The organism is Streptomyces sp. NPDC048696 (assembly GCF_043198895.1).
In the GTDB taxonomy this organism is placed as follows: Bacteria; Actinomycetota; Actinomycetes; order Streptomycetales; family Streptomycetaceae; genus Streptomyces.
Map to the genome: position 1 here is coordinate 1 of NZ_JBICVJ010000016.1, position 13104 is coordinate 13104.

A 13104-nucleotide genomic window follows, 5' to 3' on the forward strand; every position below is an offset into this window, starting at 1 on the left:
CAGGCCGGCTACCCGTCGTCGCCTTGGTAGGCCATTACCCCACCAACAAGCTGATAGGCCGCGGGCTCATCCTTCACCGCCGGAGCTTTCCACCCAAAAGCATGCGCTTCCAGGTCGTATCCGGTATTAGACCCCGTTTCCAGGGCTTGTCCCAGAGTGAAGGGCAGATTGCCCACGTGTTACTCACCCGTTCGCCACTAATCCACCCCGAAGGGCTTCATCGTTCGACTTGCATGTGTTAAGCACGCCGCCAGCGTTCGTCCTGAGCCAGGATCAAACTCTCCATGAATGTTTACCGGTAATCCGGTGCACACACACGTAAGAGCGGAACAACCCGGTCGGAATATGACCAGTTGTCCTCAGCGTCCTCGCTGTGTTGTTGCCTACCCGTCACAAGGACCGGCAGGACTTTTCAAAGGAACCTCCAACCCAACCGTGAACGGTGGGCCGGGGTTGTCAATCTGGCGTTGACTTTTGGCACGCTGTTGAGTTCTCAAGGTACGGACGCTTCCTTTGTTCCCGTTTCCGGGCCCTCCGGGCGCTTCCTTCGTTTCCGACTCTATCAGACCGTTTCCGTTCCGATTTCCTCGGTGCTTTCCAGGTTCTTCGCTCTCGCGTTTTCCCTTTCCGGCGGTTCCGACTCTATCAGATCCTTTCAGGTCTGATTTCCGGTCTCCCGGAGCCAAGTCGGCTTGTCTTCCCGGCTGTTGGGCCGTTCCGACGAGTGAGACTTTAGCGGAATCCTGGCCCCCGATGCCAATCGGGCTGCGTCCTCTCGAACGCGGATTCCTCATTTCGCAAAAGCGCACGAAAAACGAGACGACGGTGATCGCCGTTCGGATCAAGTGGTTGGTGCGGAATGGCTGCCCGGGGACCGACCGGAGTCGGCGCTCACGTCGGGCAACCCGGAGAACACTACGTACGGGCCTAGGGAGTGTCAACCCGGGTCCGGGGGCCTGTCGGCTGGTTCTTTCGGCCGAGACAAGGGGGGCTGGACGACCGATCTGTGGCGGGTGGGGGCGCGCCTAGTTTGGGGCGCATGAGGAGTCTTGTCCGGGTTGCCGGAGTCGCCGTGTGCACCGCGGCCCTGAGCGCCGCCGGGGTCGTCGGGGCGGTGACCACGTACGCGGCCGACGGGGACGAGCATGTCGCCCACATCCGCGCCCGCATGGTCGACACCGTCAATCAGGAGACGCGGCGCGAGATCGAGCGGCTGCGGGCGTGCGGGGACGAGGCGTCGCTGGCGGAGGCGGAACGGCTGGAAAGACGCCTCCGTGACGCGTGCCGGCTCTCGGATCAGCTGCATTCGGTACGGCAGCCCGTCGCCGGGGGCGCCACAGTGCGGAGTGCTTCCACCACCCCGTACTCGTATGAGTACGGGTCTCGGGCGTCCGCTTCCGACTCCGGCGAGGAGCCCGTCAGCACCACGGCGGTCGTGCTCGGGGCTTGTGTACTTCTTGCGGGTGGAGGTGCGACCGTCGCCGCCGTTCGGTGGCGGCGACGGGAGGAGTAGCGGAGGGGTGGAGGAGCGGCCGGGCGTCAGCCGTTGCCGGAGGCCAGTTCGCGGCTGCGGTCGCGGGCGGCTTCCAACGCGGCGATGAGGGCCGCCCGTACGCCGTGGTTCTCCAGTTCGCGGATAGCGCTGATCGTGGTGCCCGCGGGCGAGGTGACGGCCTCGCGGAGCTTGACCGGGTGTTCGCCGCTGTCGCGGAGCATGACGGCGGCGCCGATGGCGGCCTGCACGATCAGGTCGTGGGCCTGGGCGCGGGGCAGGCCGAGCAGGATTCCCGCGTCGGTCATCGCCTCGACCAGGTAGTAGAAGTACGCCGGGCCCGAGCCGGAGAGCGCGGTGGCCGCGTCCTGCTGGGACTCGGGGACGCGCAGGGTCTTGCCGACGCCGCCGAAGATCTCCTCGGCGTGGGCGAGGTGGGTGGGGGTCGCGTGGCTGCCCGCGCTGATGACGGACATGCCCTCGTCCACCAGGACCGGGGTGTTCGGCATGACGCGGACGACCGGGGTGTTCGCCGCCAGGCGCTCCTCGATGAACGCGGTCGGAATGCCGGCGGCGGCGCTGATGACCAGCCGGTCGGGGGTGACGTGCGGGGCGAGCTCGTCGAGGAGGCGGCCCATGTCCTGGGGCTTCACGGCGAGGATGAGGGTGTCGGCGCGCTTGGCGGCGTCGGCGTTGCTGACCGACTCGACGCCGTAACGGGTGCGCAGTTCCTCGGCGCGCTCCGGGCGGCGGGCGGTGACCAGGAGGCCGGCCGGGTTCCAGCCGGCGCGGATCATTCCGCTGAGGAGGGCTTCGCCGATCTTGCCGGTGCCGAGCACTGCGACGGTGTGGGTCATGCGGTCACCCTCCGGGTTGCGTGGTCTCTCCTCGTCATCCTCGCACCGCGCGCGGTGGCGGGGGTCGGGTGTCCGGGGAGCGGTCACGGTCCCGGGCTGTCATGCCGTACGGCGTCGCAGGGTCGCCGCGCCGAGTGCCAGGACGAGCAGGGCGCAGCCGCCGACGATCAGGACGTCCCGCACGAACGCCGTCGTCGGGTCCGGGTGGCTCTGGACCTGGGTCATCGCGTCGACCGCGTACGACATGGGCAGGACGTTCGAGACGGCGCGCAGGGCAGGCTGCATCGTGTCGCGGGCGGTGAGCAGGCCGCAGAGGAGCAGCTGCGGGAAGATCACGGCGGGCATGAACTGGACCGCCTGGTACTCGGACGCGGCGAACGCCGAGACGAAGAGGCCGAGCGCGGTGCCCAGGAGCGCGTCGAGCAGGGCGACGAGCAGGAGCAGCCACGGGGAGCCCAGGACGTCCAGGCCGAGGAACCAGACCGAGATGCTGGTGGCCAGGGCGGACTGGACGACGGCAAGGAGGCCGAACGCGAGGGCGTAGCCCGCGATCAGGTCGCCCTTGCCGAGCGGCATCGCCAGCAGGCGTTCGAGGGTGCCGGAGGTGCGTTCGCGCAGGGTGGCGATCGAGGTCACCAGGAACATCGTGATCAGCGGGAAGATGCCGAGCAGTGACGCGCCGGTGCTGTCGAAGGTGCGGGGCGAGGCGTCGAACACGTACCGCAGCAGCGTGATCATCAGGACCGGGACGAGCAGCATCAGCGCGATGGTGCGCGGGTCGTGGCGCAGCTGACGCAGCACGCGGGCGGCCGTCGCGAGGGTGCGGGAGGTGTTCATCGCGCTGCCTTCCTGCGCTCGGTGGGGGCTGCGGGGGTCACGGGGGCTGCCGTGGCGAGCTCGGCGTGGTCGACCAGGGTCAGGAAGGCGTCCTCGACCGTGGCCGCGCCCGTACGCGCGCGCAGCGCGGCGGGGGTGTCCTCGGCCAGGATGCGGCCCTCGCGCATGAGCAGGAGGCTGTGGCAGCGCTCCGCCTCGTCCATGACGTGCGAGGAGACCAGGATCGTGGTGCCGCGTTCGGCGGCGATGGCGTGGAACAGGTTCCACAGGTCGCGGCGCAGGACCGGGTCGAGGCCGACCGTCGGTTCGTCCAGGACGAGGAGTTCCGGGGTGCCGAGCAGGGCGACCGCGAGCGAGACGCGGCTGCGCTGGCCCCCGGAGAGGCGGCCCGCGAGGGCGTCGGCGTGCGAGGTGAGGGCGACGTCCGTGATGGCGCGCTCCACGGCCGCCGCGCGGTCGGCCCGGTGGGCGCGGCCGGGCTTGAGGACGGCCGCGAAGTAGTCCAGATTCTGACGTACCGTCAAGTCGTCGTATACGGACGGTGATTGCGTGACGTAGCCGACGAGCGGGCGCAGGGCGGGGGCGCCGGCGGGGTGGCCGAGGACCGTGAGGGTGCCGGTGACCTTGGCCTGGGTGCCGACGACGGACCGCATCAGGGTCGACTTGCCGCAGCCGGAGGGGCCGAGCAGGCCGGTGATGCGGCCGCGCGGGACGGCGAAGTGGAGGTCGCGCAGGACGGTGCGGTCGCCGCGTACGACGGTGAGGGCGCGGGCGGTGACGGCGGGCGGTCCGGGGGGTGCGGCGGCGGGCCCGAGGGGCTCTTCCCCGGGCCCGCCCGCCGGTGCCGCGGGGTCGCGGGCGCCTTCGGGCTCGTAATTCATCATGTGTTGAATAATGCGCCCGGTGCGGGCGGCCGTCAAGGAACGAGGCGTTCGGAAAGGCTTACGAACGGCTTCGGGGCGCCCCTCCCAACGGCTTCAGCGCGTGGCGGTCAACGCGTGGCGGTCAACGCGTGGCGGTCAGCGCGTGGCCGTCCAGAGGTCGACCACGTAGCTCTCCTCGACCGTGCCGTCCGGGAAGAGCGCGGACAGCACGCGGCGCTCCTCGGTCAGGAATTCCTGGGCGCGGGCTTCGCCGAGCATCAGGAAGGCGGAGTGGCTGCCGAGGTTCGCCAGATGGGTCGCGAGCGGGACGCGGCGCGTCCAGGGGATGCGGCGCTGCACGAAGTCGAAGACGGGCGGGTCGGGCTGGATCCTGCCGCCGCCCCGGGCGCCGTGCGCGCCTCCCGCGTCGGGGGCGTCGAGGAACGCGCGTACGCGCGCGTCCTGGTCGGCGAGCCACCCCACGGTGTGGTCGGTGGTGTTCCACCACACGGCGAGCGTGCCGCCCGGGCGCAGCACCCGGCGGGCCTCCGGGACGGACCTGGTCACGTCGGTCCAGTGCCAGGCCTGGGCGTACGTGATGAAGTCGGCGCAGGCGCTGGCAAGCGGGAGGTGGTCGCCGTCGCCGCGCACCAGGGGGACGTCGGGGAGCGCACGGCGGAGCTCGGCCGCCATGGCCGCGCCCGGCTCGACCGCGACCACGCGCGCGCCGCGTTCGCGCAGGAGGGCGGTGGCGATACCGGTGCCCGCGCCGACGTCCGCGACCACGGCCCCCTTCAGCGGGCTCGTCGCGCGCTCCTCGACCGCGTCCAGGAGCGCGGGCGGGTAGGAGGGGCGGTTGGCGGCGTACTGGGCGGCGGCGGTGTCGAACGACCGCGCGCGGGTGGTGGGTTGGGGTTCCGTGTCTGAGGCCATGGGGCCAGTCTCGCCCGGGGGCGCGGCCCGGGCCGAGGAGTTTCGGAACGGGGGTTTCGGAACGGGGGCGGGCCCGCAGGGCGCTACTGAGCGCTCCGGCACCGGGGAGTGGACCCCAAGCGCACTACTTGCGCTTCGGCTTCTTCTTGCGGCCCGCCGGGTTCCCCGCCCGGCGGCGTTCGTACGCCGTCACGGCCGCCTCGTACTCCCTGCGGCGCAGGGCCTCGCCCGGGGCCTCGGTCAGGGAGCGGAAGAAGTACGCGAGGAGCGAGCCGACGAAGCCGATCGCCTTCAGGCCCTGGAGGGAGCGCTCGGCGTCGGGGTCGGCCGGGCGGGCGGCGAAGCCCTCCCAGGTCTTGCGGAACGCCATCGCGCTGCACAGCGCGAACATCACCACGACCAGCACGTTCACAAAGCTGCCGGTGTCCGCGATCTGCAGGCCCTGGTACGCGAAGCGCAGCACGAAACACGCCGCGACCGCCGCCGCCAGCGAACCGGCCGCCACGCCGACGCGGCGCAGCCCGTAGCCGTTGTCGTGGCCGACCCAGGTCGTGCCGAAGAAACGGATGGGCTCGGGCTCGGGGCCGCCCCCGCCGCCGGTCTGCTCGCTCATGGGGTCGATTATCCCCCGCGTGCCACGGGCAGCACCGGACGGCCCTGAGCGGCGTTACGAGCAGGAGACCGCCACGTACCCGTCGCTGCCCGTCTTCACATACGCGTCCGACACGTACTGTCCGTTGGCGATGTTGTCCCAGATGTCCGTCGTGCCGTACGGGCCGGAGACCGTCGTCCCGGAGCACTGGCAGTTGATCGGGACGCTCACCCCGGCCGGCAGGACCCTGACCACGGGGTATCCCGTGCCCGGGCCGCTGCGGACGTTCAGGTGGGTGTCGGGCGCCACCGGATACCGCCGCGTGGCCGCGTCCGCCGCCACGCCCGCGGCCTCCGTGTCCACACCCGCGACCTCGTCACCAGTCATCTGCATCTCCCCCATCGGGCGCCATCGGCGTCACTGTGCGTACGCACCCCGCACGCGACCCGCAGGCTAGCAAGCCCTTCGGGGCTCGTACGCATCATCGACTAGGCTCCGAGCGTCGCGCTCGGGGACGAACACACGGGGGTGGGCGATGCCGCCGCTGCGCAGCACGGGGCCGGGGCCGGAAGCGGAGCATCCGGGACCTCCGGAGTACGCCGGGCAGTATCTGCTGGAGTCGACGCTCGGCTCCGGCGGCATGGGTGTGGTCCGGCTGGCCGCGTCCGCCTCCGGGCTGCGCCTCGCCGTCAAGGTCGTGCACGCCGAGCACGCCAAGGACCCGGAGTTCAGGGCGCGGTTCCGGCAGGAGGTGTCGGCCGCGCGGCGGGTGAGCGGGGCGTTCACCGCGTCCGTCGTCGACGCCGATCCGACGGCCGCGCGGCCCTGGATGGCGACGCTCTACATCCCCGGGCCGACGCTCGCCGAGGAGGTCAAGCGGAACGGGCCGCTCGATCCGTCGCAGGTGCGGCGGCTGGGGGCCGGGCTCGCCGAGGCGCTGCGGGACATCCATCGGGCCGGGGTCGTGCACCGCGATCTCAAGCCGAGCAATGTGCTGCTGGCGGCCGACGGGCCGAAGGTCATCGACTTCGGCATCTCCCGTCCGTACGACAGCGATCTGCGGACCGAGACGGGGAAGCTGATCGGTACGCCGCCGTTCATGGCGCCGGAGCAGTTCCAGACGCCGCGCGAGGTCGGGCCCGCCGCCGATGTGTTCGCGATGGGCGCGGTGCTCGTGCACGCGGCGACCGGGAACGGGCCGTTCGACTCGGAGAGCCACTACATCGTGGCGTACCAAGTCGTCCACAACGAGCCGGACTTGACCGGGGTGCCGGACGATCTCGTACCGCTGCTGCGGAGCTGTCTCGCCAAGAAGCCCGCGGACCGGCCGACTCCGGACGAGCTGATGGCGGAGCTGCGGTCGGCGGCGTACGGGACGGAGGCGTTCATCCCGACGCAGCGGTTCCGCAATCCGGTGGAGAAGGTGCCGGTGGCGGCTCCCGGGCGGCCGTGGCCCGCCGCCGACGACAGCGGTGACGACTCCTGCGACATCCCGACGCATCAACGGGCCGCGCAGGTTCCCTCGGCGCCCCGGCCGTGGCGCCGCCGGGCCCGCTGGGCGGCGGCCGCCGTCGCGCTGGTGGCCGTGGTCGCGGGCGGCGTCGTGGGCGTACGGGCGTGGTCCGGCGGTTCCGAACCGGCCCCCGCCGTGGGGCAGGAGGCGGCGCACCGCACCCCGGCGTTCAAGCCGTGGGCGGTCCGGCTGCCGGGCGGCTCGGGCGGGAACCGCACCCCGGCCTGTTCGCTCGCCGGGACGGCCCTGTACTGCGCCGCGCCCGGGGTGACGGCGGCCCGGCTCGATCCGGCCGACGGGCGAGTCCTGTGGTCGGTGACGGCGCAGGGCGCCCACGCGCGCGTGGCCGACGACGGGGAGCCCCGGGTCTCCGGCGGGCTCGTCCTCGTCGTGCCGCCGGGCGCGGGCCGCCTGGACGCGCTGGACCCGGCGACGGGCGCGGTCCGCTGGACCCGTCCGGTGCCGCCGCACGCGTCGGTACGTATGGACGACAGGTCCGTACTGCTCACCGGCACAGGCGAGGTCCGATGCCTGGACAGCGCGACGGGCAAGGAGCGCTGGCGCGGGCGGCCCGCCGCCGCGGCCGCGCAGTGGGTGGCGGCGCCGGGCGGGGCCGCGCTGTACGCCGTCGCGGTGGCCGAGGACGCGGCGTCGTCGCTGGTCACGGCCGTGGCGCCGGGCACGGGCAAGGTGCTGTGGACGAAGCGGCTGTCGGGGGCGCTGTTGCCGGTGGGCGCGTCCGCCGGGTCGCTCTCGCTGCTCGCGGCGGACGCGGACAGCTATACGACGGCGGTCGTACGCCTGGACACCGCGACCCGCTCGGCGCGCCGCACCGCGCTCGCCGCGCCGCTGGACCAGGCGCAGGCGGGTGTGGACGGCGACACGGTGTACGTGTTCGGGGCGGGCGGGGCGTTGCTCGCGGTGGATGCGCGGGCGGGGGTGCAGCGGTGGCGCCTGGAGACGGGCGCGGCGCGCGCGTCGCGGCCCGTCGCGGGCGGGGGCCGGGTGTACGTCACGGGCGCGGACGGGCGCCTCTTGGCGGTGGACTCGGCGCGGGGCGTGCTGGTCGGCCAGACGAATCCCCGCATGCCCGGCGGCCCGAACACCTTCACCCCGAGCCTGCCGTCCCCGGTACCGGCCGGACCCGTGGTGTACGCGAGCGCGCCGGACGGTTCAGTGTTCGGGGTATCGGCGTCGACGCTGTCACGGGGCTGAGGCGGGGGCGCGGCGGGGCGGGTGCGGGCTGAGGCAGGGGGTTGCAGGGTCCGGCGGGGCCGGGGTGCCGCTGTGCCCACCCGTGCCGCCCAGCGGCACGATTGCCCACAGCGACGGCGGGGGGTGAGGGGCGGAGCCCCCGTAGCGGGGTGCAGGGGCCGCAGGCCCCGCGAAAGGGGGGGCTGGGGGCGTAGCCCCCGGGAAAACCCCTCCCTCTCCACCTCGGCACCCCACCGGGCGGTGGGACGGGACGGGGCCAAGTGGGGCGTCAGGCCAGTTTGGACACGTCCCGGACCGCGCCCTTGTCCGCGCTGGTAGCCATCGCCGCGTACGCCCGCAACGCCGCCGAGACCTTCCGCTCACGGGACTTCGGCGCGTACACGCCGCCGAGCGCCTCCCGACGGGCCGTCAGCTCGGCCTCCGGGACGAGGAGTTCGATCGACCGGGCCGGGATGTCGATGCGGATGCGGTCGCCGTCCTCGACGAGCGCGATCGTGCCGCCCGAGGCCGCCTCGGGGGAAGCGTGGCCGATGGACAGGCCCGACGTGCCGCCGGAGAAGCGGCCGTCCGTCACCAGCGCGCAGGACTTGCCCAGGCCCCGCCCCTTCAGGAACGACGTCGGGTACAGCATCTCCTGCATGCCCGGGCCGCCCTTGGGGCCCTCGTAACGGATGACGACGACGTCGCCCTCCTTGATCTCCTTGCGGAGGATCTTGTCGACCGCCTCGTCCTGCGACTCGCAGACGACCGCCGGGCCCTCGAAGGTCCAGATGGACTCGTCGACGCCGGCCGTCTTCACGACACACCCGTCCTCGGCGAGGTTGCCGCGCAGCACCGCGAGGCCGCCGTCCTTGGAGTACGCGTGGGCCGCGTCCCGGATGCAGCCGTTCGCCGCGTCCGTGTCGAGCGTGTCCCACCGCTTGGACTGGGAGAACGCAGTCGCCGAGCGCTCGCAGCCGGGCGCCGCGTGCCACAGCTCGACGGCCTCGGGCGTGGTGGCGCCCGAGCGCACGTCCCACGCGTCCAGCCACTCCTTGATGGAGCGGGAGTGCACGGTGTGGACGTCCTCGTTGAGCAGGCCCGCGCGGTAGAGCTCGCCGAGGATGGCGGGGATGCCGCCCGCGCGGTGCACGTCCTCCATGTAGTACGTGGTCGTGGGCGCCACGTTGGGCGCGACCTTGGCCAGGCACGGGACCCGGCGCGACACCGCGTCGATGTCCTTGAGGTCGTACTCCAGCTCGGCCTCCTGCGCGGCGGCGAGCAGGTGCAGGATCGTGTTGGTGGAGCCGCCCATGGCGATGTCGAGCGCCATGGCGTTCTCGAACGCCGCGCGCGTGGCGATGGAGCGCGGCAGCACGGACGCGTCGTCGTCCTCGTAGTACCGCTTGGTGATGTCGACGACCGTGCGGGCCGCGTTCTCGTACAGGGCGCGGCGGGCGGTGTGGGTGGCCAGGACCGAGCCGTTGCCGGGCAGGCTCAGGCCGATGGCCTCGGTGAGGCAGTTCATCGAGTTGGCGGTGAACATGCCGGAACAGCTGCCGCAGGTGGGGCAGGCGTTCTCCTCGATACGGAGGATGTCCTCGTCGGAGACGTTCTCGTTGACCGCGTCGCTGATCGCATTGATCAGGTCGAGCTTGCGGACGGTGCCGTCGACGAGGGTGGCCTGGCCGGCCTCCATCGGGCCGCCGGAGACGAAGACGGCCGGGATGTTGAGGCGCATCGCGGCCATCAGCATGCCCGGGGTGATCTTGTCGCAGTTGGAGATGCAGATCAGCGCGTCCGCGCAGTGCGCCTCGACCATGTACTCCACGCTGTCCGCGATCAGGTCGCGGGAGGGGAGGCTGTAGAGCATGCCGCCGTGGCCCATCGCGATGCCGTCGTCGACCGCGATGGTGTTGAACTCGCGGGGCACGGCTCCGGCCGCCAGGATCGCGTCGGAGACGATGCGGCCGACGGGGGCGAGGTGGGTGTGCCCGGGGACGAACTCGGTGAAGCTGTTCGCCACCGCGATGATCGGCTTGCCGATGTCCGCGCCTGCTACGCCCGAGGCGCGCATCAGGGCGCGGGCGCCGGCCATGTTGCGGCCGTGGGTGACGGTGCGGGACCTCAGCTCGGGCATTTCGCTTGCTCCTTAGCGTCCTTCTCAGACAGCCTGCACAAAGAGGTGGGGCTGCTTCCGAGCGTACGCTCCGGCTCCAAGATCTGGACAGCGTGTCCGGATGGCGGGATGCCCGACTCGGCATGCGGGCGGCCGCACTCGCCATGCGGGCGGCCGCGGCCCGAGGGTCAGTTCGGGTCCGTCAGATACCGCTGCAACGTCGGCGCCACCATCCGTACGATCTCCTCCGGGTCCGCCGACGCCAGCGGCTCGACCTTGATCACGTAGCGCAGGACCGCGATGCCCACCATCTGCGAGGCGGCCAGTTCCGCGCGCAGCCGGGCGTCGGGGACCTTCAGGTCGGCCGCGACCCGCTCCAGGACCCGGCGCAGGACGAACGCGCGCAGCACCTTGGCGGCGGCCTCGTGGGTGAGGGCCGAGCGGAAGACGGCGAGCAGCTGCGCGCGCGTGGCGGGGTTCTCCCAGACGCCGATGAAGTAGCGGGCCAGGCGTTCGCCGACGCCGTCGATGTCGTCCTCGGCGCCGAGGACCAGCGGCACCAGCTGGACCGGCTCCAGGGTCATCTCGACCGCCGCCTCGAACACCTCGTCCTTGGTGCCGAAGTAGTGGTGGACCAGCGCCGCGTCTACCCCGGCCGCCTTGGCGATGCCGCGTACGGACGTCTTGTCGTAGCCGCGCTGGGCGAACTCCGCGCGGGCCGCCTCCAGGATCCGCTCGCGCGCCCCCGGCCCGGCCTCGGCCTGCGCGCGCGGGGGGCGGCCCCGGCGGCGCGGCGCGGGGGCCTCGGCGGCGCTCACCGGCGCACCGTGGCGGCCAGGTGCAGCCGGGTGAAGGCCAGCGCCTCCGCCAGGTCGGCCTCGCGTTCGGCGGCCGACATGGCCCGGCGGGTGTTGACCTCGATGACCACGTGCCCGTCGAAGCCGGTGCGGGCCAGGCCCTCCAGGAGCTCGGCGCACGGCTGGTTGCCCCGGCCCGGGACCAGGTGCTCGTCCTTGGCCGAGCCCTTGCCGTCGGCGAGGTGGACGTGGGCGAGCCGGTCGCCCATCCGGTCGACGAGCGCCATGGCGTCGGTGCGGGCGGTCGCGGCGTGCGAGAGGTCGACCGTGAAGTGCCGGTAGTCGTCCTTGGTGACGTCCCAGTCGGGGGCGTACGCCAGCATCTCGCGGTCGCGGTAGCGCCACGGGTACATGTTCTCGACGGCGAATCGCACGTCCGTCTCGTCGGCCATCCGCCAGATGCCGGTGACGAAGTCGCGCGCGTACTGGCGCTGCCAGCGGAACGGCGGATGCACCACCACGGTGGAGGCGCCCAGCTTCTCGGCCGCGGCTCTCGCGCGCTGGAGCTTCACCCACGGGTCGGTCGACCAGACCCGCTGGGTGATCAGCAGACAGGGGGCGTGAACGGCCAGGATCGGCACCTGGTGGTAGTCCGACAGCCGCCGCAGCGCGTCGATGTCCTGGCTGACAGGGTCGGTCCAGACCATGACCTCGACACCGTCGTACCCCAGGCGCGCGGCGATCTCGAAGGCCGTCGCCGTCGACTCCGGATAGACCGAAGCCGTCGACAGGGCGACCTTCGCATCCGGGATGCGCACTACTGGTTCTGCCACGGAGACAGCGTACGGGCACCCACAAGAGGGACCGCGAGGGGACCGCCCCTTGGCCGGAACCTGCCGCGTCCCGGTCCTGGGCGGCCCGACAGCCGCCGCGCGCGTCACGCCCGCCGGTCGCGCCCCGCCCCCGTCACCCCACCGGCAGCTGGTCCAGGTGGCGCAGGATGACGCCCTCGCGCAGCGCCCACGGGCAGATCTCCAGCTCCTCCACCCCGAACAGGTCCATCGCGCCCTCGGCCACCAGCGCGCCCGCGAGCAGCTGGCGCGAGCGCCCCTCGGAGACGCCCGGCAGCGCGGCGCGCTGCTCGGCGGTCATCGCGGCGAGCTTGGGCACCCACTCCTCCAGCGCCTTGCGGCTCAGGGTGCGCTGGACGTACACGCCCTCGGTCGAGCGGGCGGCGCCCGCGATCCGGGCGAGCTGCTTGAACGTCTTGGAGGTGGCGACCACGTGGTCGGGCGTGCCGGACCGGGTGAACTCGCCGACCGTACGGGCGATCTGCGCGCGTACGTGGCGGCGCAGCGCCCGTACGTCGGAGGCGTCCGGCGGGTCGCCCGGCAGCCAGGCGGCGGTCAGCCGGCCCGCGCCGAGCGGCAGCGAGACGGCCGCGTCGGGCTCCTCGTCGATGCCGTACGCGACCTCAAGGGAGCCGCCGCCGATGTCCAGGAGCAGCAGTTTCCCGGCGGACCAGCCGTACCAGCGGCGGGCCGCCAGGAAGGTGAGGCGGGCCTCCTCCTCGCCGGACAGGACCCCGAGGTCGACCCCGGTCTCCTCCTTGACCCGGGCGATCACCTGGTCCGCGTTGCTGGCCTCGCGCACCGCCGAGGTGGCGAACGGCAGCAGCTCCTCGACACCCTTGTCCTCGGCCGCGAGCAGCGCGCCACTGATCGTGGCCACCAGCCGGTCGACGCCCACCGGTCCGATCGCGCCGTCCTCGTCGAGGAGTTCGGCGAGCCTCAGCTCGGCCTTGTGCGAGTACGCCGGCAGCGGCGCGCCACCGGCGTGCGCGTCCACCACCAGCAGGTGAACCGTATTCGACCCCACATCGAGGACTCCGAGTCTCATGGGCTGAA

General features: G+C 72.5%; 12 protein-coding genes and 1 rRNA gene. 2 read left to right on the forward strand and 11 right to left on the reverse strand.

The window, feature by feature from the left end; genetic code table 11:
- Window positions 1-289, reverse strand: a 16S ribosomal RNA gene (locus ACGFRG_RS28750); the annotation flags it as partial.
- A 750-nt stretch (window positions 290-1039) separates the two neighbouring features.
- Between ACGFRG_RS28750 and ACGFRG_RS28755 the strand changes: the two genes are divergently transcribed.
- Complete coding sequence (locus ACGFRG_RS28755) at window positions 1040-1513, forward strand: hypothetical protein (RefSeq protein WP_361433784.1); 474 nt, start codon at window positions 1040-1042, stop codon at window positions 1511-1513.
- Window positions 1514-1539: 26 nt separating this feature from the next.
- Here the strand turns inward: ACGFRG_RS28755 and proC are convergent, their stop codons facing one another.
- The 6 genes from proC to ACGFRG_RS28785 all read right to left on the reverse strand — a co-directional run bounded on the left by proC (window position 1540) and on the right by ACGFRG_RS28785 (window position 5961).
- Window positions 1540-2349 (reverse strand): pyrroline-5-carboxylate reductase, encoded by an 810-nt coding sequence (gene proC, locus ACGFRG_RS28760; protein WP_361433786.1) that lies wholly within the window; start codon window positions 2347-2349, stop codon window positions 1540-1542.
- A gap of 99 nt (window positions 2350-2448) precedes the next feature.
- Window positions 2449-3186, reverse strand: a complete 738-nt coding sequence (locus tag ACGFRG_RS28765; protein WP_361433788.1) for an ABC transporter permease — start codon at window positions 3184-3186, stop codon at window positions 2449-2451.
- Window positions 3183-4070: an ABC transporter ATP-binding protein gene (locus ACGFRG_RS28770; protein ID WP_393268555.1), complete on the reverse strand. Its 888-nt coding sequence runs from the start codon at window positions 4068-4070 to the stop codon at window positions 3183-3185. Before ACGFRG_RS28770 ends, ACGFRG_RS28765 begins: the two co-directional genes overlap by 4 nt.
- A 135-nt stretch (window positions 4071-4205) precedes the next feature.
- Window positions 4206-4982: a class I SAM-dependent methyltransferase gene (locus ACGFRG_RS28775; RefSeq protein ID WP_393268558.1), complete on the reverse strand. Its 777-nt coding sequence runs from the start codon at window positions 4980-4982 to the stop codon at window positions 4206-4208.
- Between the two features lie 124 nt (window positions 4983-5106).
- Window positions 5107-5595 (reverse strand): hypothetical protein, encoded by a 489-nt coding sequence (locus ACGFRG_RS28780; protein WP_393268560.1) that lies wholly within the window; start codon window positions 5593-5595, stop codon window positions 5107-5109.
- A gap of 54 nt (window positions 5596-5649) precedes the next feature.
- A complete protein-coding gene (locus ACGFRG_RS28785) occupies window positions 5650-5961 on the reverse strand; it encodes an SH3 domain-containing protein (protein ID WP_361433797.1) in 312 nt (103 codons plus the stop codon).
- A gap of 148 nt (window positions 5962-6109) precedes the next feature.
- Between ACGFRG_RS28785 and ACGFRG_RS28790 the strand changes: the two genes are divergently transcribed.
- Window positions 6110-8302, forward strand: coding sequence for a PQQ-binding-like beta-propeller repeat protein (locus ACGFRG_RS28790; RefSeq protein ID WP_393268563.1), 2193 nt, complete (start codon window positions 6110-6112; stop codon window positions 8300-8302).
- A 268-nt stretch (window positions 8303-8570) separates the two neighbouring features.
- On the opposite strand, the gene ilvD is transcribed toward ACGFRG_RS28790, so the two are convergent.
- The 4 genes from ilvD to ACGFRG_RS28810 all read right to left on the reverse strand — a co-directional run bounded on the left by ilvD (window position 8571) and on the right by ACGFRG_RS28810 (window position 13096).
- Window positions 8571-10421: a dihydroxy-acid dehydratase gene (ilvD, locus tag ACGFRG_RS28795; RefSeq protein WP_393268566.1), complete on the reverse strand. Its 1851-nt coding sequence runs from the start codon at window positions 10419-10421 to the stop codon at window positions 8571-8573.
- Between the two features lie 167 nt (window positions 10422-10588).
- Window positions 10589-11218, reverse strand: coding sequence for a TetR family transcriptional regulator (locus ACGFRG_RS28800; RefSeq protein ID WP_361433805.1), 630 nt, complete (start codon window positions 11216-11218; stop codon window positions 10589-10591).
- Window positions 11215-12030: a sugar phosphate isomerase/epimerase gene (locus tag ACGFRG_RS28805; protein WP_361433808.1), complete on the reverse strand. Its 816-nt coding sequence runs from the start codon at window positions 12028-12030 to the stop codon at window positions 11215-11217. The genes ACGFRG_RS28800 and ACGFRG_RS28805 overlap by 4 nt, the downstream gene beginning before the upstream one ends.
- Window positions 12031-12163: 133 nt before the next feature.
- On the reverse strand, window positions 12164-13096 hold the full coding sequence (locus tag ACGFRG_RS28810) for a Ppx/GppA family phosphatase (RefSeq protein WP_393268570.1): 933 nt from the start codon (window positions 13094-13096) through the stop codon (window positions 12164-12166).
- Window positions 13097-13104: the final 8 nt, after the last annotated feature.

Bases quoted from the DNA above. Each gene is read 5' to 3' on its own strand.
- ACGFRG_RS28755 (WP_361433784.1), top strand. From the start codon at position 1,040: ATGAGGAGTCTTGTCCGGGTTGCCGGAGTCGCCGTGTGCACCGCGGCC.
- proC (WP_361433786.1), bottom strand. From the start codon at position 2,349: ATGACCCACACCGTCGCAGTGCTCGGCACCGGCAAGATCGGCGAAGCC.
- ACGFRG_RS28765 (WP_361433788.1), bottom strand. From the start codon at position 3,186: ATGAACACCTCCCGCACCCTCGCGACGGCCGCCCGCGTGCTGCGTCAG.
- ACGFRG_RS28770 (WP_393268555.1), bottom strand. From the start codon at position 4,070: ATGATGAATTACGAGCCCGAAGGCGCCCGCGACCCCGCGGCACCGGCG.
- ACGFRG_RS28775 (WP_393268558.1), bottom strand. From the start codon at position 4,982: ATGGCCTCAGACACGGAACCCCAACCCACCACCCGCGCGCGGTCGTTC.
- ACGFRG_RS28780 (WP_393268560.1), bottom strand. From the start codon at position 5,595: ATGAGCGAGCAGACCGGCGGCGGGGGCGGCCCCGAGCCCGAGCCCATC.
- ACGFRG_RS28785 (WP_361433797.1), bottom strand. From the start codon at position 5,961: ATGACTGGTGACGAGGTCGCGGGTGTGGACACGGAGGCCGCGGGCGTG.
- ACGFRG_RS28790 (WP_393268563.1), top strand. From the start codon at position 6,110: ATGCCGCCGCTGCGCAGCACGGGGCCGGGGCCGGAAGCGGAGCATCCG.
- ilvD (WP_393268566.1), bottom strand. From the start codon at position 10,421: ATGCCCGAGCTGAGGTCCCGCACCGTCACCCACGGCCGCAACATGGCC.
- ACGFRG_RS28810 (WP_393268570.1), bottom strand. From the start codon at position 13,096: ATGAGACTCGGAGTCCTCGATGTGGGGTCGAATACGGTTCACCTGCTG.